The following is a 17,543-nucleotide window of genomic DNA, read 5'->3' as shown; positions in this document are numbered from 1 at the left end:
CAAATAGTAAATATCTTAGTTTCAGCCGGCAAAGCTATAGGTAAAGAAATAATATGGGCATTGTTAGGGAGTGAGAGGTTAATTTTCGGGAGTGAATGGATTTTTATTTTCACTTCAATAATGGCAAAAAACATATAAAATATTCACCATCTACAGAAATATTAAGAGAATTAACCCTAAAATATTCATAAATTTGATTCAAATATTCAATTCCGAATTTCTCTCCCTGAACCGACTCGGTTTTAGGCTGCCATGTATTCTTTACCGTAATCCCGTCCTCATCTACTATAATGATAATTTCCAAAGGCTGGTCTATGGTCGCTATATTGTGCTTTATGGCGTTCTCCGTAACGATCTGAAGGGATAAGTAAGGAATCCGTTTTTCTAAACTTCTCTCATTAGTAATGATCAGCTCAAAGCTTATTTCCTCATCGAACCTGCTTTTCAGAAGCTCCATATATTTCCGGATAAAGCTGATCTCCTGTGAAACCGGAACGATATTTTCCTTCGGAGGTACGATAAGATACCTGTAGATCCCGGAAAGATTCATCGTAAATTTCTGCGCGTTCTCTTTATTGATCCCGATCAGCATATAAAGGGAGTTCAGTGAATTGAAGAGGAAATGCGGATTGATATTATTCTTAAGCTGCTGAAGCTGATTGATCACCTCGGCTTTATGCATCTTCTCATTCTCAACCAACAGTAAATTCTTTTCAGACTGTATTTTTTCTTTCTCCTTATAGGCCATATTAACCGATCTCTGGAACAGAATAAAAACAGTTACAATCAGAAACAGTGCAGACAGAAAAATATAGGTTGTATAGGTCTTTATCTTGTAAATATTCTCATCGATAATAAAATTCACATGGTTAACGACCGTATAGCCTTCAAAATTATCGGTCTTCAATGGCTTGATAAACCGGGTCACCTCAACTCCGAGGTATTCAGAAACCGCAGTTCCCTGGGTATACCCTGGCTTAGCTTTACTGCACAAGGTATCTTCAGGCTTAATATCTGTAAATTCGAAAATATTCTTCCCCAGGTATTTCTTCTCAGGATGGGTAATACAAACACCTTCTTTCGTAAAAACGTAAGCATAGGTATTGGAATTTTTATCTACATTGATAAAATACTGATGAAGATCATCAAGACTTACCTTGGAACCGTAGTACAATCTGCTTTTATCCGGCATGACCAGAGAATCATAGCTCACCCAATGCAAACTGTCCTGGCGGGTAATCAAAAGATCTCTGAAATGTCCGGACCTGTTATTCTTTAACGCAATGGAACTTTCTATCTTTCCCGCTTTTTTGAAAATATCAGATAAATTACTGTTGCTTTCCGACGTTCCGGTTTTTCTGCTATCATAATAGTACCAACTGTAAGCCAGAAGATTTCGTTTTTTGTTCAGATCATTTAAAACCGAAGAATAATCCTTATAATTTCTAAGACCGTCTTTCTGGATCAGAGCACGAAGCAGATATTGATAGTCTTCGATATTCCTGAATTCATTTTCTATGGATTCATATTTCCGGAAAAAGGTTCTTTTGGCAAAATCTTCAGTATTTCTCCGGCTGTCACGGGTGATTAAAAAACTTAAAACAGCAAAAGCCGCCACTGTGATTAAACAGGCAGCCAAAGCAGTGATATAAACGGATTTTTGGGATAAAGCGTGTTTGAAATTAATACTCAATTCTTTCTAAATTATGAAGTCTCCTACCTATAAATTATTAATTTGCAAAGGTATAACAAAGATTTCAGGACCGTAGAGTGAATTAAGAAACAATTAAAATTTTATTAGCATGCATGTAAAATCAGGCATTCTCATTTGTAAAAAACAGTATCATATGCACTGGAAATATAGAATAATATGAAATTTGAGTTTACAGCTTTTCAAATAATTTTTCAGTATTCAGGATCGTGGCAAATTCTTCATTCAGATTAGCCAGGGCCATAAGATGAACTAATTCTGCATCATACTTCTCTCCATATATCCCAACCCTGTCAAAAGCTGCTGTAGCATCGGAAATCACATAGGTTTCATATCCTAAGTTTCCAGCCATTCTCGCTGTAGTAGAGACACAATGATTCGTTGTAATTCCGAGAATGACTAAGGTGTCTATTTCCTGAAGATCCAGTTTTTCTTTAAGATCAGTTCCTATAAAAGCACTGTTTACCTTTTTTATAATAATACATTCATCATTTTGAGGCAGGACATTATCATTAAACTCAAATCCCGGGTCAGATTCATGTAATTTCGATTGAAGGTTTGCTGAACTGTGCCGAATGTGAAATATAGGCAACTTTAAGTCACGCCATCTTTCCAATATTTTTCCGCTTAATTTTTCCGCTTCTTTATTATTTCTGTTTCCGCCCCAGTAATTTTCATCAAGAAAGCCTTTTTGAACATCAATAAGAAGCAACGCCGGATTTTTATCTCGTAATTTCATCTATTTGAAGAGTTTATTCATCAGAAATATTTTATATTCATCATTCATGGGAGAGTCGAACAGGTCAAATACATGCAGCGCTCCGGGAATCACCCATAATTCTGTTCTCACTCCTGCCCTGTATAAAAGTTGGGCATAGTCTATACCTTCATCTCTTAAAGGATCCAATTCGCAGGCAACAATTGTGGCTGGTGGCAATTGGGAAAAATGATCATAATAGGTCAGATCTGAATACCTGATCCTTTTATCTTTGTTTTCTTCACCCAGAAAATGCAGCCATGCAGCCCTGGCGTAATTTTTATTCCATAGCGGGATATCGGTAAACTCTTCCATAGAAGAAGTATCCAGTCTGTTATGAATGACCGGATATAATAAGAACTGGTGCTTTATATTCTCAATACCATGATCTGCAGCCATTTGGGTTACCGCAGCGGCTAAATGTCCACCTGCACTTGCTCCGAATACGGTAATATGATCAGGATTAACTCCTAACTGCGCTTCACCATAGCTGATCACCCATTGCAAAGCATCAAAGCCATCCAGAACCGGAATCGGGAACTGATATTGAGGAACCAACCTGTAGTCTACAGATACAATGGTTGCATTTAGCTTGTCTGCTATTTCAAACATTTGATCATCCACCTGTTCAGGCAAACCAAAAACATATCCTCCCCCATGGAAATAAAGGAGAACCCTGTCCCGGTTAAAATCTCCGGACTGATAAATATGAAGTCTGATATCATATCCGTCTTCTGAGCTTGGTATGAAAATATCCTTCACAAGAATATGATCCGGTTTTTTAAAGGGATGACTCTTTATAAATTCTTCTCTTTCCTGTTGAATAATTTCCGGGGTATTCAGAAATACATTTTCATCAATATCCAATGAATAGGGAACATTTTCAAAACTGTATTTTAAATCCTTATTAATTCTGTTAAAATCCATTCTATGTAAGTGTTTTGTTCTAAACAGCAATAAGTTCTCCTGCTGAAACAATATTTCCTGTTTTTATTTGTAAATTTAGCTTATCTATTTTCTGCCCTCCAAGCGGACAAAAAATTGTATGGAACGAACAAAAATGTAAGTATGAGTATTAAAGAATCATCCACCAATAATGAAAATAAAAGAACACTGGAATACAGCTGTTCTGAAATATATGCTGTCAATTTAATCAGTGGCCGCTGGATTCTCTCTATCTGTTATCATCTTAAGCAGGGAAAACTAAGATTTTTTGAACTGAAAGATAAAATCCCCAATATTTCTGAAAGAATGCTGACCCTGCAGCTAAAGAAAATGGAGCAGGAAAGTTTAGTGATCAAGACGGTCTATGCAGAAGTGCCTCCCAGGGTAGAATATGAATTAACAGAAATTGGTAAAAAGCTGATACCTGTCCTAAACCAGCTGGAGATATGGGGTAAGGAGCACAAAGAAATCTCAAAAAATAATACCAGCGCTCCAAAAAATGCTCCGGTTAATTTATAATTATATAGCATCTGCCCAGGGCAAATATGGCTTTATTTTGAAACCCATGTGAAACGGTATTACCCGCTTTCAGGTCAATTTCCGGCCTATAAAAATTAGTCTCTCTAAAAGCCCATAAAAAAACAGAGCAGATAAAATCTGCTCTGTCACAACACAAGGTTCAGAATCTTTCCTTTTTATTATATCCAGAACATTTTCTTCCATTTCATTACAGAGTTTCGACTCGGATTGAAATGGCGTGCCAGCCGGCTATCATTGAATTTATGCTTCTTTTGATATTCCAGCAGTTCTAAAATGTCTGATCTACTATATGACCGGTGTTTCTGAATTATTGTTCACACGGGAAGCATTCTAACCGAAAATTTTCTTATTCAATGCTATTATCAAGCGCCAATAGTTTCGGTTTCTTCAAAATGCTTTGACATTCTTCTTATTATTTATGAGGGAACTTTTTAACAAGAATATCAGTGTAGATTCTTTTATAATCGGGAAATACTTTTTTCATGAACCATTGTTTTACGAATAGCTATATGCTTAAACAGTATTCTTTTACCTTACCATTATCAAAACAGATATAAAGCTTCAATCGATAAGAAACTCCCAGAAAGTTACAATTCACGATATAGATCCATTTTTCGGAAGATTTTTCATCAGGAACTTTCTTCAGAACAGATCTCACTTCTGCAGGAGTCTTATCCGTCAGAATATTTTCTTCTGCTAAAATCTTTACATCTATCACAATTATTTTATTTACAAATTAATATTGAGGAGCTTTTACTGCATTTTTAGGTTCTATATCCACTTATAAAGTGTGGTTTGGGGAACACCATATTCTTCATTCTTCTATAATCTGTATTTTACTTTTTTCTCCGGTTCCACCTGCTCCATGATAAAATCTATTATTTCTTTGGTATAAATATTTTTTCGGAAATGCGGAAAAGATATGCTGTTCTTCTTTACGATACGGGAGGAGGAGAATATAATATCCTTTACACTTCCTGTATCAAGAAACCTATATGTGTATTTTTAATAATGCTTATTCATTCCTTTTAATTGTATACTGCCGGAGAACAGTAATTCAAAACACGGAAAAAATAAAGCTCCCGGATAAGGATAACGGCTATTTCAGTGCATGAATATCTAACATGAGAAAACAACTGAAAACTACAGATTGAGTTTATCCAATGCGTAAGCCATAAGGTTATGAAGATACTTCTCCTGATCAGTATTTATAAACGTTCCTGAAATACTTGCGTTTCTGAACACCCCTTCATCCCATAGAAATAAAACCCTTCCATCGGGGCCTGTTGCCCAGATCCCAGCCTGGGTCAGTGAAGGAGAGGCAACACTGCCGCCTTCTCTTGCCAGCAGTTCAGCTCCCGGAGCCAGCTGCGTATTTAATACCCGACCTGCTGTCTGAGCTCCCACAATACTTGCAGTAGAAGCTATATTTCCAAAAACACCAGAGGTTCCCACACTTCCCGGAACCGGATAAGAAATACCTCCTCCGGAGGATACGTTTCCTGTACCATCAAACCCCTGAAGGGCAGATGTATTCCTTCCGGCATCAAGTACCACGATCACCACTCCTCCAAGATCGGCAAAGTCTTTAATTTTTGCAATATTGGCAGCACTCAGATCCTCATTAACTTTTACACCTATGCAGAAAACATCTACAAAGCTTTTCAGCTGTGCTCCTGTATACATATCCAACTGTTCCGTTTCAAACTGCTGGAAATCTATTCCGCCTACTTTATTATATGTTCCGTTGGAACCATAATTAAGTTTGCTCTGAAGCTGAGCATTAAAAGTCGGAAACCCGGTTCCCCCGATAGCATAGAGATTACCATCCCATAATCCTGCCCAATATCCTATTGTAACCCTTTTTTTAGAATGATCAGGATTCGTACCAGGGCTCCAGTCCGCGTAGCCTAATACTCCATTTGCATCCGCTACAATCATCTTGGTTGCTATGAATGTCTGATCTTTGGCCTCTGATCTTGTTCCGTCAGGTTTTGTGAAAATAGCGTTGACTGTATTATGCTTGGGAAGTTCCCTCACCCGTTGAAGACCATTGACATCAAGAATCTCTGTAGGTGAAGGAGTATTAATACCTACCTGTGAAAAAAACATCATAGGGGCCATTCCGGCCATTAAAAAAAATTGCTTCATCATTTGTTTTGTTTTTAGATTCATCATTTGTTTTGTTTTTAGAATTTACTATTTCAGCGGAAAAGGCGATCAGTCAGAAAAATTTCTTTTGGTAGCCTGGCTGAAATTTTGTGCAATGATAAAAAGTTCACTATCATCTAAGCAACAATTTATATTCATAATTTTAGAAATTCAGCATGTTTTCATTTTCAATATTCAGCACCATCTAAAAAAGGTTTTTACAAAATAACAATACTAAAAATCAAAACATTACACAGTATTATATGATTATTAAATTTGGAAAAACTGAACTCAAAACAATCAGTTTATCTTAAAAGTAGGTATTAATTTTTTCTATATTTGTGCACTGAATGACGAAAATTTACTTTATGTCCGATCTGTCTGCAGAGCTTAAAGTATACCACCAGAATAGTGTAAAAAAAGGTGCAGCAAAATTCTATCCTATTCAAAATTTCAGAAATCAAAAAAAACACTCAACCTTAAAAGGATTTCAAAGCAGATTGTAAATTATTTTAAGCACAAAAACATGAAGAAACTTTTATTTCTTTCTTTTTTCTCTATTTTCATAACCTGTCAAAAAAATCAGGATACAAGAGAAAAAGAAATCGACAAACTGATTGAAAAAGCAAGAAAAATGTCTGATCCTTCCAATCCGGACCGGAATATGAATGCAGTCACAGCCCTGTATCATTACATTGAAAAAAAATCAGAAGACACAGGATATCAGAAAGGAATAATGATCAGCTGCAAATACCTGACCGCTCATTATCTGAACTTCATAGAAGATCCCAAAAAGTCTTTGGAATATAGCTATAAAACAGAAAATATCGCTCACCAGTTAAAAGATGAAGATGTTCTTGCCCAGGTTCACGAATTCCGCAGCGGAGCCTATTTGGATCTTGGGTTCAATAAAGAAGCTTATACCGAACTTCAGAAAGCGATAGACTATTATAAAAGAAAAAAACAACATTTCCGGCTGCATCGTGCCTACCAGATATTAACGATCTATCATGAAAAAACAAAAGCACCACAGGATACACTTTCATGCTATATGAATAAAGCCTTACAAGAACTCGAAGCTGTACAGGATAATGATAGCGACCTTCCTTATCCCAGCTCCAAATATTACCAGCTTTCACGTATTCATATGAATATGGGTTTGTTCTACACCGGACTTTATCAGCCTCAGCAGCCTCAACTTGCAGAAAAGCATCTCTTAACATCTCTAAAAATCCTTAAGGATAAAAAGCTTGAAGACTTTACAAACAGATTATTTATTTTAAATGCATTAGGCAGGTTTTATGAAAATCAGCAGCAACCCGGAATTGCCATACCATATGCTGAAGAAGCATTGAAATTAGAAAAAAGAGCCACACAGATCAGTGAACGGCTAATCTCCTATATGGTTCTGGCCAACTCTTATGAAACACTGAAAAATAAAGATTCAACGCTAAAATATACCAAACTGTATTCCAATCTTTCGGACAGTATTTCTTTCATACAAAAAAAAGAAGCCGGGAATACACTTCTGAAGATCAGTTCACAGAAAGAGAAAAACTATCGTGATAATACAAAGAAGATCATCATTATAGCCGTTTCCTCCATCCTCGTTTTAATGATTGCCGGATGGCTATATATCAAAAAAAGGAACACGCAGATTAAGAGCAACTACAAGAAATTAGTTGAAAAGCTGAATACCTCTCCCTCAGGAAATAAGGAACAGACAGAAACAAGATTACCTATTGTAATGCAAATCTCAGAGGAAACGTTAAATTCAATTATTTCCAAGCTGGAGAAATTTGAAAGTTCTGATAAATTTCTGAAGAAAAATATCAATTTAAGTTCCCTTGCCCACTCTCTGAATACAAACCAAAGGTATCTTACAGAAATCATCAAGATCCATAGAGGCAAATCATTCAGCAATTATATTAACGGGCTCAAAATAGAACATATCACCAGGAAACTTTATGAAAATCCCCAGTATCGGGAATATAAGATCAGTTATCTGGCTGAAGAATGTGGATTTGCTTCGCACCAGGCTTTCATAACGGTTTTTAAAAAGGAGACCGGTGTAACCCCTTCATATTTTATCGAGAATCTGAAGAATCAGGATGATCAGCCTCTGAAGTCTTAAAATTAGTTAATATCATCCTTCAATGATCAGATTCGCTCTCTATATTTTGAAAATTAATTATCTTCGCCCATAAATCTTATTTGAAAATGAAGAAGATCATCTCCGGGATATCTATTTTTTGTTCTGTTGTTATCTCTGCTCAGGAGACTATCCAGTTTCAGGAACTGCCATTCAAAGATATTATAGCAAAAGCCAAAAAGGAAAAAAAATTGGTTTTCATTGATGCTTATGCCTCCTGGTGTGGTCCGTGTAAAATGATGGAGAAAAATGTCTTTACCCAGAAATCTGTCAGCGACTATTACAATGACAACTTCATCAATGCGAGATTTGACATGGAAAAAGGAGAAGGCAGAGACATCGCTTCCCAATTCGGAGTACGATCTTACCCTACTTATCTTTTCCTGAATGGTGAAGGAGAGCTTATTTCCCGAAATACCGGCTATATGGAGGAAAGCCTCTTTGTAGCAATGGCTCAGGATATCAATTCACCCGGAAATAAAAAAGGATCTCTAAAAGAGCGGTTTGCCGGTGGAGAAAAAGATCCTGAGTTCCTGATCAACATTATGAAGCTTAACTCCAGTACAGATTATGATTTTGCTAAAAAAGCTTCTGAAAGATATTTTGAGAATAAAAAGACAAACGAAGAGATCACCAGGGATGAAATCGGCTTTCTGCTCTATTTCATAAAATCATCTGAAGATAAGAACTATCCTGTCTTCGCATCCAGAAAAGAAGAGATCATTAAATTCTTACCCGAAGATACCTACAAAGAGTTTGATGCCCAGCTTAAACTGGCAAAAATAGTAGAACAGTCTATTGATGATAAAAATAAAAAGATCAATGATGATTATTTTATGAAAACAGCGGAGCCATTAGTAGGAAAGCAGGCAGCTATAACAAAGCTCAATCAGACTAAGCTCAGCTATTATGAGCAAAATGCCAACTTCCTTGAATATGAAAAGGCAGCTTTGGAATATTATAAAAATGCTGACGCATTTGACCCTAATGAACTTTTAAGAGCCGCATGGGTATTTGTTGATCATGTGAAAACACCATCTTCATTAAAGAAAGCGACTGAATGGGCAGAAAAATCTGTCATGAGAGGGGAAACTTCAGAAAACACTTATATCCTTGCCAAACTTTATTACCTGACCGGAAATAAGGAAACAGCAAAAAATTATGCCGAGATGTCTAAGAATATGGCTGATCAGGCCAATAAAGATTCTAAATTAGCAGACGAGCTATTAAAGCAAATAAAATAACACATTGATGAAATACAGAATATTAACGGGTGTTTTAGCGTTCCTGGCTGTTGGGTCTTTACATGCACAGGAGCAGGAACAGAATGAAGGGAAAAGTTTATATATAAAAGGAAATGCTTTATTTGCTCCCATAGGGATTTTAAATCTGGGAATAGAAAAACAGCTGAACTCAAAATATACCCTTCAGGGAGATGTTTTTATTTCACCGTGGAAATCTTTTGCAGGACATGAATTACAGATGTATTCTCTTTCTGTGGAAGGCAGATATTATTTTAAAGAGGCATTTAAAAGCTGGTATGTAGGGGCCAATATTGCCTTTTCAGCCTATAATCTTCAGAAATGGAACTATTGGAATGACAATACCAGTGAAAACTGGAACGGAGAAATCCTTGTCAATTCCAACCTCTATCAGAAGGGGTATTCGCTTGCATTAGGAGTTACAGGCGGCTATCAATTTCAGATATCCGATCGCCTGAATCTTGATATTTATGCCACTATAGGAACTTCCCAGGGGTTTTATAAAGGCTATGACCGCTCAACAGGAAGACGCTATGATTCAGCAAAAAAATTTAATAAGAGCGGCGAAATTATTCCATACAGAGGAGGGGTAATGATCTCTTACAAACTTAAATAATGCAATGAAACCATTCGGAAAAAATCATATCATCATTTCAGTGATCACTTTTGTGATCCTTTTTTTAATGAATTATCTCGGAAATGATCTTCCTGATAAATTGCAAAGAGCTTTATTAACCGCTTTTGCAGGTGTTATAGGATTGACTATCGGACTCTTTATATTGAATAAGGGCAAAAATGATAAAAATCCACCCCAAAACTTTGATTAATTAATCTTCGTAAACCACATATCGGGTTCTGATCTTTTCAAAACTTTCCAGATCCTTTTTCCATGAAGCTTTGATTTCCGGAATTGATTTTCCGGCGATGATCTGCTTCCTGAAAGCATCAGTCCCTGATAAGGTATCAAACCACAGGTTTTTCAGGAAAAAGTCCTGCTGGGGATTTTTATAGTTCTTATAAGCTTTAACCACCCATTCAAGGTTTAATTCTCTTAAATCATCAGGGTAATCAGAAAGGTTTTCACCATAGCATAATTTCCCGTTCAGGAAAGGATCTTTAGCGCCGTAACTTGGCTTGGGAGTAAATTGATATGGTAAATTTTCCGTCCATGGAGAACCATAAATCTGAAAAGGAAGATCTGTTCCTCTCCCTACAGAAACCTGGGTTCCTTCAAAAAAGCATAGGCTTGGATACAGGTTGATCGCTTTATCATTAGGCAGATTAGGAGAAGGTTTATCCAGTATCGGATACCGTTGTTTTTTATGATAGTTTTTCATCGGGACCAGTGTGTATCTGGCCTGAACACCATTTTTCAGCCATCTTTCACCGTTTACCATCTTTCCATATTCCCCGATGGTCAATCCATAGACAACCGGAACTTCATGCATCCCTACAAAGCTGGCCCATTTTTTCCTCAATACCGGACCGTCAGTATAGCCATCGTGCGGATTCGGACGATCCAGCACCATTACTTCAACGTTATTCTCTGCCCCTGCCTCCATCAGATAGGTTAACGTGGAAATATAAGTATAGAACCTTACCCCAACATCCTGAATATCGAAAACGACAATATCAATTCCGGCCAGCTGTTCCGGCTTCGGCTTCTTATTGCTGGCGTATAAAGAGATGATAGGAATTCCGGTTTTCACATCTACTCCGTTCTTTACTTTTGCTCCTGCATCAGCATCTCCCCTGAAACCGTGTTCCGGTGCAAAAATAGCCTTGATCTTTACTCCGTTCTTCACTAAAAAATCTACCAGATGAGTTCTGTCACTCATCAATCCGGTCTGATTGGTCACAACGCCAACTGTCTTATCTTTTAATAATGGTAAATACACTTCAGGCTGATCTGCCCCGGTTTTGAAACCTGACACCTCTTGAGTCTGAGAATAATATTGGGTGAATACTCCTAAAAAAATTAGGCAAATCAGAAGTAAATTTTTAATTTTGAAATCTAAATTCATAAGCTTGAAATTTCCTTTATATTTCTCTAGAAAAATAGCATTTTCCAAAGATAACAAAAATAACCTATCAAGAGTTATCATCTTCATTGGCAGGCTTTCCGTAGCTTTGGGGATCATCGTATCCTTAATTACTGTAGCCACAGGTTTTGGTTCCAAAAAAGCGATCAAAGAGAGGTTAGCAGATTTCAGCGGACATATCACAATAAGATCCACGCGGTCGAATTCTTCTTATAATACCTCGGTACTTGACAATCAGGGGCTGAACATTGCGAAGATAAAAGAACTGCCTGATGTAGAAAGCACTCAAAAATATGCTACGGTTACCGGAATTATGCGTAACGAACATAATTTTGCAGGCATTATCTTTAAAGGCATCGGAAAAGATTTTGACAGCTTAAGATTTAAAAAATTCCTGCTGGCCGGTACCACCCCAAAAGTAACGGAAAAAGGGTTTAACAATGATGTTGCCGTTTCTCAAAAGGTAGCTAATGATCTGCATCTGAAAGTAAACGACAGTATTGTCACTATATTTTCAAAAGCGGACCAGAAGCCGATCTATCGTAAGTTCAAAATTATCGGAATTTATAAAACCGACATTAAAATGATCGATGACCAGTTCGTTATTGGAGGAATCAACCATGTAAGAAAGATCCAGGATATGAAACCTGATGAGATCGGCGGAGTTGATATTTTCCTGAAAAATGTAAATGATATCGACAAAGATTTTCCGGAAATAGAAAAACTGATAGGCTATAAGAATTATGCTGAAAAAGCAACCGAAAAATTTCCTCAGATCACAGACTGGATCAGTATTTTTGACACCAATATCGCACTGATCATCATCATTATGCTGATCGTAGTGGTGATCAACATTATTATGGTTCTTCTGATTCTTATCATCGAAAGAACCAATTCGATCGGCTTACTTAAAACATTAGGAGCAAGCAATTCACAGATAAGAGCAACCTTCATCAATTACACCCTGATCATTATGATTCCGGGGCTGCTGTATGGAAACGCTATCGGACTGGGACTTATTTTAATTCAGAAATTCTTTGGAATAATAAAGCTCAATCCTGAAAACTATTATGTGAGTACCGTTCCGGTAGATCTTAACCCTATCGCCATTATTTCTATTTCGGTAGGAATTCTGATTATTTCCGGATTAGCCTTAATTATTCCGAGCTATCTGATCAGCAAGATCTCACCGGTGAAGGCCATCAAATATAATTAATCCCTAAAAGCTCCTGCTGGCAGCCTATCGACGGCTGTCCTTCACTTATTTTCAACATGATCCGGGGTACTGATAATTTTAAAAGCGTTATCTTTGCACCGCTTATAAAACATTTATGAAATACGCAAAAAATATTCTTGAAACTATAGGTAATACACCGTTGGTAAAGCTTAACAATGTATTAGGAGAAGATTTCCCTGCCTTAGTTTTAGCAAAAGTAGAAACATTCAATCCAGGAAATTCCGTAAAGGACAGAATGGCTCTTAAAATGATAGAAGATGCTGAAAAAGACGGCAGATTAAAACCGGGAGGAACCATTATTGAAGGAACTTCCGGAAATACAGGAATGGGATTGGCACTTGCTGCGATCATCAAAGGCTACAAATGTATCTTTGTAACCAATTCCAAACAATCAAAAGAGAAGTGCGATATTCTTCGTGCTGTAGGAGCAGAGGTCATTGTCTGTCCTACAGATGTAAAACCTACTGACCCGCGCTCTTATTATTCAGTTTCCAAAAGACTGGCTAAAGAAACGGAAAACGGATGGTATGTCAACCAATATGATAATCTGTCCAACAGAGCTGCTCACTATGAATCTACAGCTCCTGAAATCTGGGAGCAGACAGAAGGAAAGCTTACCCACTTCGTAGTAGGAGCCGGAACAGGAGGTACCATTACAGGCTGCGGAACTTTCTTCAAAGAAAAAAATCCGGATATCAAAGTGATCGGTGTGGATACTTACGGGTCTATCCTTAAAGAATTCCATGAAACCGGAGAGCTTCACTATGATCACGCCTATACATACATTACAGAAGGCATTGGGGAAGATATCATTCCTGAGAACTATGATATGTCAGTAATTGACCATTTTGAAAAGGTAACGGATAAAGACGGTGCGATCTATGCAAGGAAACTGGCTAAAGAAGAAGGTATTTTCTGCGGATATTCTGCCGGAAGTGCCATTGCGTCATTGGTTCAGATGAAGGACCAGTTCACCAAGGATGATGTCATCGTGGTTTTGCTTCATGACCATGGCTCAAGATATGTAGGAAAGATCTACAATGATGAATGGATGAAAGAAATGGGTTGGCTGGAAGAAAGCAAAGAAGGCTAATAACGAATGACAAATTTGTAAAAATCGTTAACACATAAAAAAACCGGAGCAAAATTTTGCTCCGGTTTTTATTTATTGATATTTTCTTTACATACTTTTTTGAGGAGGTTGTATTCTTTCTCAGTCATTGATTTTTTGGGAAACATGTAGCTGTATTTTCCTTCCAGAGATATGAATTCATTAGTACTGTCAAAAAAATCAAAATCTTTCCATTCGCTGGTTTCTTTTTCTCCGTCAATATTCACCGTGAAAAAGTTCTGATCGAATCTGATTTCATATATCTTACACTTATCAAGTACGTTTAAATAATGATTTACCTGTTTTTTCCACCTTGAAACTTTATTAATGCTTACAGACAGGAAAACCGTACAAAGCAGAAAGATAAAGCTCAAAAAGTATAAAATACCTACACTTTCTTTACTCAGGCTGTCTTTTAAAAGAAATATGATGAATAAGATGAGTGCAGAGGCAATCGTTATGACCGTTTTGCTTTTAGTAGTCGGTGAAAAGAGCAGGCTGCCCTGGTTACCGCTAAAATAGATATCTTCAAAAATCTTCCTCTCTGTTTTTAATATAATCGCTTTTTCCTCGCTCATAATGGATAATTTGCCTTAAAAAGCTACAAAACTACACTAAATATCCTCATATTTATCACTTATTGCAGAAAGTTTATTCATCAGCTCTCTGTTTCTTCGGTTCAGGGCCTCCAGTTTTTTCAGCATATTATGAATAACTTCCAATCCCGGAAGATTGATTTCAAGATCATAATGCCAGTTGGCAAATTTTTCCAGATCCGGTAAATCTTCATACATCAGATAGTGGATATTATTTTCGACCTGAATATTCAGCAGACCGTAATCGACAAGCTCATCAAAAAAGGTGATTTCTATATTATAAATTTTTACGAGTTCTTCCCGTGATATTCTTTCACTCATAGCTTAGGAATTTTTTAGTTGTTCAAAAAGTTCTTTCTGCTTTTCTGTAAGGTTGGTTGGCAGTTTCACTTCATAGGTCACAAAAAGATCTCCGTATTGTCCTTCCTTTTTGTAGACAGGAAAACCTTTTCCTTTCAGCCTTACGGTAAGCCCCGATTGAGTTTCCGGTTTTACTTTAAGATTCACGCTTCCATCTAAAGTATTTACTTTTACCTCACCTCCTAAAACAGCGGTATACAGATCGATGGTAACTTTGGTTTTCAGATCGTCACCCACCCTTTCAAAATCCGGATCAGCAGGAATAGTGAAGGTGATATATAAATCTCCGCTGGGACCTCCGTTCACTCCGGGATTACCATGTCCTTTTAATTTGATCTGCTGCCCGTCATAGACTCCTGCAGGGATCGTGATTCTTACCTTTTTCCCATTGATTTCGAAGGTTTGCGGATGGGTTTGAGCGGCATCTCTTAAATGTAAGGTCAGCTCTGCCTGTATATCCTGTCCTTTGAATTTTCCGGAAGCCCTTCCTCTTGAGCTTTTACCAAAACCGCCTCCGGCTCCACCGAACATGCTCTGGAAGAAGTCTGAAAAATCTTCTCCTTCACCAAAATCAGCTCCGGAGAACCCTCCCCCACCAGAACTATGTTGCTGTTGCTGGTACTGCCGTTGTTGTTGCTGAGCTTTTTCGTATTCTTCACCATGCTTCCAGTGTTCTCCATACTTATCGTATTTGGCCCGGTTTTCCGGGTTGCTCAGAACTTCATTGGCTTCATTCAGTTCTTTGAATTTTTTTTCTGCTTCTTTATCGTCAGGATTAAGGTCTGGATGATGTTTTCTGGCCAGTTTTCGGTAGGCCTTTTTGATATCATCCTGTGATGCGTTTTTATCTACACCTAAAATTTTATAGTAATCTATATAAGCCATAGAAACGATGTTTACCCAAATTTATGAATTTTAGGTCTGAAAATTGTATAACGAAATGTTAAAAATAAACCTATCTTTGATAAAAAGTGCCACATGAAAGAGGTCTTAAAAAACTATTCCGGAATCATATTTTTATTGCTGGGAATCATTATTGGAAGCATTATAGGAATCGTAGCTCCGGGAGTTGTAGAATATATTAAGCCTTTGGGAGATATTTTCCTCAATCTTCTTTTTGTGAGTGTTGTTCCACTGGTATTTTTTGCGGTATCCAATTCCATTGCTTCATTGGAGCAGCAGTCCAAATTCGGAAGGATCATCCTTGTGATGGGTCTTACTTTTTTGTTTTTTATTCTGACCGCTGCAGTTTTTACGATCTGTGCCGTCTATCTTTTCCCGGTTTCAGGAGTCACGGGAAGCTCTGAAATGATAAACGAAGCTTCAGATAGCGAGACCTGGGGCAACAGGATCGTAAGTTTCTTTACTGTGGGAGAATTTACAGAACTTTTCTCCAGAAGAAATATGTTGGCGCTTCTGGTATTTGCATTCCTTACAGGTTTCGCCGCCAGAAAAACGGGAGAGAAGGGTCAGCCGTTCAGGGTTTTTATTGCTTCGGGATATGAGGTGATGAAGGAACTGCTTTTATTGATCATGAAACTTGCGCCAATTGGTCTGGGAGCTTATTTTGCTTATCAGGTAGCGACTTTGGGACCACAGCTTTTCGGATTTTATGCTAAACCTTTAGGTCTGTATTATATTGCGGGAGTCATTTATTTTCTTGCATTCTTTTCCATTTACGCTTTTATGGCTAACGGACAGAGAGGAGTCAAAAGCTTCTGGACCAATGCGATCTACCCTACTCTCACTGCCATAAGTACCTGCAGCAGTTTTGCAACCATGCCTGCGAATTTACAGGCTGCTTCCAGGATCGGAATACCCAATTCGATTGCTAACCTGGTGATTCCTATTGGTACGACATTGCACAAGAACGGATCTTCCATGTCTTCCATCATAAAAATCTACGTAGCTTTTTTAATTATTGGTAAAGACTTTTTTGATCCTGCCAACTTACTTCTGGCTTTGGGGATTACAGTTTTTGTGAGTATTGTTGCGGGAGGTATTCCCAATGGTGGATATATCGGTGAAATGCTGATGATCTCTGTTTATAAATTGCCTCAGGAGGCTATTCCTGCCGTGATGATTATTGGAACGCTGGTAGATCCTCTGGCAACAGTGCTGAATGCCGTGGGAGATATTGTCGCGGCCATGTTTGTCAACCGGTTTGTAAAGGTCTCCTCTTAAAATAAGTATTGGCACACGCTATTCACTGCGTTTTACAGGTTCCAGATTTTCATATTCTTCCGGGGTGAAAAGTCTATAATGAACTTTAAAAGTTTTACCCAATGGTGTTTCAAGTGAGAAACCTCCCGGACCGAATCCGTCTGTAACATCCAATGTAAAGTGGGAATATTTCCAGTACTCAAAAAGGTCACGGTCTATCCAGAATTCATGTCCATTAATCATACCGATCATGGCATCGTTCATACGGGGAAAGAAACCGCCTTTTTCAAAACACTGCGGCTGCGTCCCTTCACAGCATCCTCCTGCCTGATAGAACATCAGCGGGCCATACTGATCTTCAAGCTGCCGGATGACCTCAAGTGCCTTTTCCGTTGCGGAAAGTCTTGCTATTTTTGCTTCCATTTTTATTATTTTAGCATGATATAAGCGCAGTTATTGTTCTTTTATAAAAGATCCCGGTAAAATAGACTCTAACCGGGATCAGTAACATCATCA

At 37.7% G+C, this 17,543-nt stretch carries 18 protein-coding genes; 8 read left to right on the top strand and 10 right to left on the bottom strand.

Annotation, left to right across the window (positions count from 1 at the left end):
* Positions 1-109: 109 nt before the first annotated feature.
* The 3 genes from AC4IF5_RS13330 to AC4IF5_RS13320 form a co-directional block, all read right to left on the bottom strand.
* Entirely contained in the window at positions 110-1,693 is a 1,584-nt protein-coding gene (locus AC4IF5_RS13330; RefSeq protein ID WP_490735267.1) for a histidine kinase, read from the bottom strand.
* A gap of 190 nt (positions 1,694-1,883) precedes the next feature.
* Positions 1,884-2,450: a cysteine hydrolase family protein gene (locus tag AC4IF5_RS13325; RefSeq protein WP_490735265.1), complete on the bottom strand. Its 567-nt coding sequence runs from the start codon at positions 2,448-2,450 to the stop codon at positions 1,884-1,886.
* On the bottom strand, positions 2,451-3,395 hold the full coding sequence (locus AC4IF5_RS13320; RefSeq protein ID WP_490735263.1) for an alpha/beta hydrolase: 945 nt from the start codon (positions 3,393-3,395) through the stop codon (positions 2,451-2,453). It abuts the gene before it with no gap.
* 141 nt (positions 3,396-3,536) lie between these two features.
* On the opposite strand from AC4IF5_RS13320, the gene AC4IF5_RS13315 reads away from it, so the two are divergent.
* On the top strand, positions 3,537-3,932 hold the full coding sequence (locus tag AC4IF5_RS13315) for a winged helix-turn-helix transcriptional regulator (protein ID WP_490735261.1): 396 nt from the start codon (positions 3,537-3,539) through the stop codon (positions 3,930-3,932).
* Positions 3,933-4,458: 526 nt separating this feature from the next.
* Here the strand turns inward: AC4IF5_RS13315 and AC4IF5_RS13310 are convergent.
* Complete coding sequence (locus tag AC4IF5_RS13310) at positions 4,459-4,671, bottom strand: hypothetical protein (RefSeq protein ID WP_490735259.1); 213 nt, start codon at positions 4,669-4,671, stop codon at positions 4,459-4,461.
* A gap of 425 nt (positions 4,672-5,096) precedes the next feature.
* A complete protein-coding gene (locus AC4IF5_RS13305) occupies positions 5,097-6,107 on the bottom strand; it encodes a hypothetical protein (protein ID WP_490735257.1) in 1,011 nt (336 codons plus the stop codon).
* A gap of 523 nt (positions 6,108-6,630) precedes the next feature.
* On the opposite strand from AC4IF5_RS13305, the gene AC4IF5_RS13300 reads away from it, so the two are divergent.
* The 4 genes from AC4IF5_RS13300 to AC4IF5_RS13285 all read left to right on the top strand — a co-directional run bounded on the left by AC4IF5_RS13300 (position 6,631) and on the right by AC4IF5_RS13285 (position 10,345).
* Positions 6,631-8,238 (top strand): helix-turn-helix domain-containing protein, encoded by a 1,608-nt coding sequence (locus tag AC4IF5_RS13300; RefSeq protein WP_490735255.1) that lies wholly within the window; start codon positions 6,631-6,633, stop codon positions 8,236-8,238.
* Positions 8,239-8,324: 86 nt separating this feature from the next.
* Positions 8,325-9,500: a thioredoxin family protein gene (locus AC4IF5_RS13295; protein WP_490735253.1), complete on the top strand. Its 1,176-nt coding sequence runs from the start codon at positions 8,325-8,327 to the stop codon at positions 9,498-9,500.
* Positions 9,501-9,507: 7 nt separating this feature from the next.
* Entirely contained in the window at positions 9,508-10,134 is a 627-nt protein-coding gene (locus AC4IF5_RS13290; protein WP_490735251.1) for a DUF3575 domain-containing protein, read from the top strand.
* Positions 10,135-10,138: 4 nt separating this feature from the next.
* Entirely contained in the window at positions 10,139-10,345 is a 207-nt protein-coding gene (locus AC4IF5_RS13285) for a hypothetical protein (protein ID WP_490735249.1), read from the top strand.
* Here the strand turns inward: AC4IF5_RS13285 and AC4IF5_RS13280 are convergent, their stop codons facing one another.
* Complete coding sequence (locus AC4IF5_RS13280) at positions 10,346-11,542, bottom strand: exo-beta-N-acetylmuramidase NamZ family protein (RefSeq protein WP_490735248.1); 1,197 nt, start codon at positions 11,540-11,542, stop codon at positions 10,346-10,348.
* Between the two features lie 4 nt (positions 11,543-11,546).
* Between AC4IF5_RS13280 and AC4IF5_RS13275 the strand changes: the two genes are divergently transcribed.
* Positions 11,547-12,776 carry an ABC transporter permease gene (locus AC4IF5_RS13275; RefSeq protein WP_490735246.1) on the top strand — a complete coding sequence of 410 codons (1,230 nt, stop codon included), beginning with the start codon at positions 11,547-11,549 and terminating at the stop codon, positions 12,774-12,776.
* A gap of 115 nt (positions 12,777-12,891) precedes the next feature.
* Positions 12,892-13,890: a PLP-dependent cysteine synthase family protein gene (locus AC4IF5_RS13270; protein ID WP_490735244.1), complete on the top strand. Its 999-nt coding sequence runs from the start codon at positions 12,892-12,894 to the stop codon at positions 13,888-13,890.
* Positions 13,891-13,958: 68 nt separating this feature from the next.
* On the opposite strand, the gene AC4IF5_RS13265 is transcribed toward AC4IF5_RS13270, so the two are convergent.
* Genes AC4IF5_RS13265 through AC4IF5_RS13255 form a run of 3 tightly spaced genes read right to left on the bottom strand, consistent with a single transcriptional unit; the run spans position 13,959 to position 15,749 of the window.
* Complete coding sequence (locus tag AC4IF5_RS13265) at positions 13,959-14,486, bottom strand: YcxB family protein (protein WP_490735242.1); 528 nt, start codon at positions 14,484-14,486, stop codon at positions 13,959-13,961.
* 36 nt (positions 14,487-14,522) lie between these two features.
* Complete coding sequence (locus AC4IF5_RS13260; RefSeq protein WP_490735241.1) at positions 14,523-14,825, bottom strand: chaperone modulator CbpM; 303 nt, start codon at positions 14,823-14,825, stop codon at positions 14,523-14,525.
* 3 nt (positions 14,826-14,828) lie between these two features.
* Positions 14,829-15,749, bottom strand: coding sequence for a DnaJ C-terminal domain-containing protein (locus AC4IF5_RS13255; RefSeq protein ID WP_490735239.1), 921 nt, complete (start codon positions 15,747-15,749; stop codon positions 14,829-14,831).
* Between the two features lie 93 nt (positions 15,750-15,842).
* On the opposite strand from AC4IF5_RS13255, the gene AC4IF5_RS13250 reads away from it, so the two are divergent.
* Positions 15,843-17,048 carry a dicarboxylate/amino acid:cation symporter gene (locus tag AC4IF5_RS13250; RefSeq protein ID WP_490735237.1) on the top strand — a complete coding sequence of 402 codons (1,206 nt, stop codon included), beginning with the start codon at positions 15,843-15,845 and terminating at the stop codon, positions 17,046-17,048.
* 18 nt (positions 17,049-17,066) lie between these two features.
* Here AC4IF5_RS13250 and AC4IF5_RS13245 read toward each other — a convergent pair whose 3' ends face one another.
* Positions 17,067-17,450 carry a DUF779 domain-containing protein gene (locus AC4IF5_RS13245; RefSeq protein WP_490735235.1) on the bottom strand — a complete coding sequence of 128 codons (384 nt, stop codon included), beginning with the start codon at positions 17,448-17,450 and terminating at the stop codon, positions 17,067-17,069.
* Positions 17,451-17,543 lie beyond the last annotated feature (93 nt).

The sequence above is a fragment of the Chryseobacterium sp. UF-290 genome (assembly GCF_058245615.1).
This window is presented reverse-complemented; position numbering and strand designations above follow the sequence as displayed.

Bases quoted from the DNA above. Each gene is read 5' to 3' on its own strand.
- AC4IF5_RS13280 (WP_490735248.1), bottom strand. From the start codon at position 11,542: ATGAATTTAGATTTCAAAATTAAAAATTTACTTCTGATTTGCCTAATT.
- AC4IF5_RS13295 (WP_490735253.1), top strand. From the start codon at position 8,325: ATGAAGAAGATCATCTCCGGGATATCTATTTTTTGTTCTGTTGTTATC.
- AC4IF5_RS13300 (WP_490735255.1), top strand. From the start codon at position 6,631: ATGAAGAAACTTTTATTTCTTTCTTTTTTCTCTATTTTCATAACCTGT.
- AC4IF5_RS13320 (WP_490735263.1), bottom strand. From the start codon at position 3,395: ATGGATTTTAACAGAATTAATAAGGATTTAAAATACAGTTTTGAAAAT.
- AC4IF5_RS13265 (WP_490735242.1), bottom strand. From the start codon at position 14,486: ATGAGCGAGGAAAAAGCGATTATATTAAAAACAGAGAGGAAGATTTTT.
- AC4IF5_RS13270 (WP_490735244.1), top strand. From the start codon at position 12,892: ATGAAATACGCAAAAAATATTCTTGAAACTATAGGTAATACACCGTTG.
- AC4IF5_RS13260 (WP_490735241.1), bottom strand. From the start codon at position 14,825: ATGAGTGAAAGAATATCACGGGAAGAACTCGTAAAAATTTATAATATA.
- AC4IF5_RS13325 (WP_490735265.1), bottom strand. From the start codon at position 2,450: ATGAAATTACGAGATAAAAATCCGGCGTTGCTTCTTATTGATGTTCAA.
- AC4IF5_RS13305 (WP_490735257.1), bottom strand. From the start codon at position 6,107: ATGATGAAGCAATTTTTTTTAATGGCCGGAATGGCCCCTATGATGTTT.
- AC4IF5_RS13250 (WP_490735237.1), top strand. From the start codon at position 15,843: ATGAAAGAGGTCTTAAAAAACTATTCCGGAATCATATTTTTATTGCTG.
- AC4IF5_RS13290 (WP_490735251.1), top strand. From the start codon at position 9,508: ATGAAATACAGAATATTAACGGGTGTTTTAGCGTTCCTGGCTGTTGGG.
- AC4IF5_RS13285 (WP_490735249.1), top strand. From the start codon at position 10,139: ATGAAACCATTCGGAAAAAATCATATCATCATTTCAGTGATCACTTTT.
- AC4IF5_RS13315 (WP_490735261.1), top strand. From the start codon at position 3,537: ATGAGTATTAAAGAATCATCCACCAATAATGAAAATAAAAGAACACTG.
- AC4IF5_RS13255 (WP_490735239.1), bottom strand. From the start codon at position 15,749: ATGGCTTATATAGATTACTATAAAATTTTAGGTGTAGATAAAAACGCA.
- AC4IF5_RS13245 (WP_490735235.1), bottom strand. From the start codon at position 17,450: ATGGAAGCAAAAATAGCAAGACTTTCCGCAACGGAAAAGGCACTTGAG.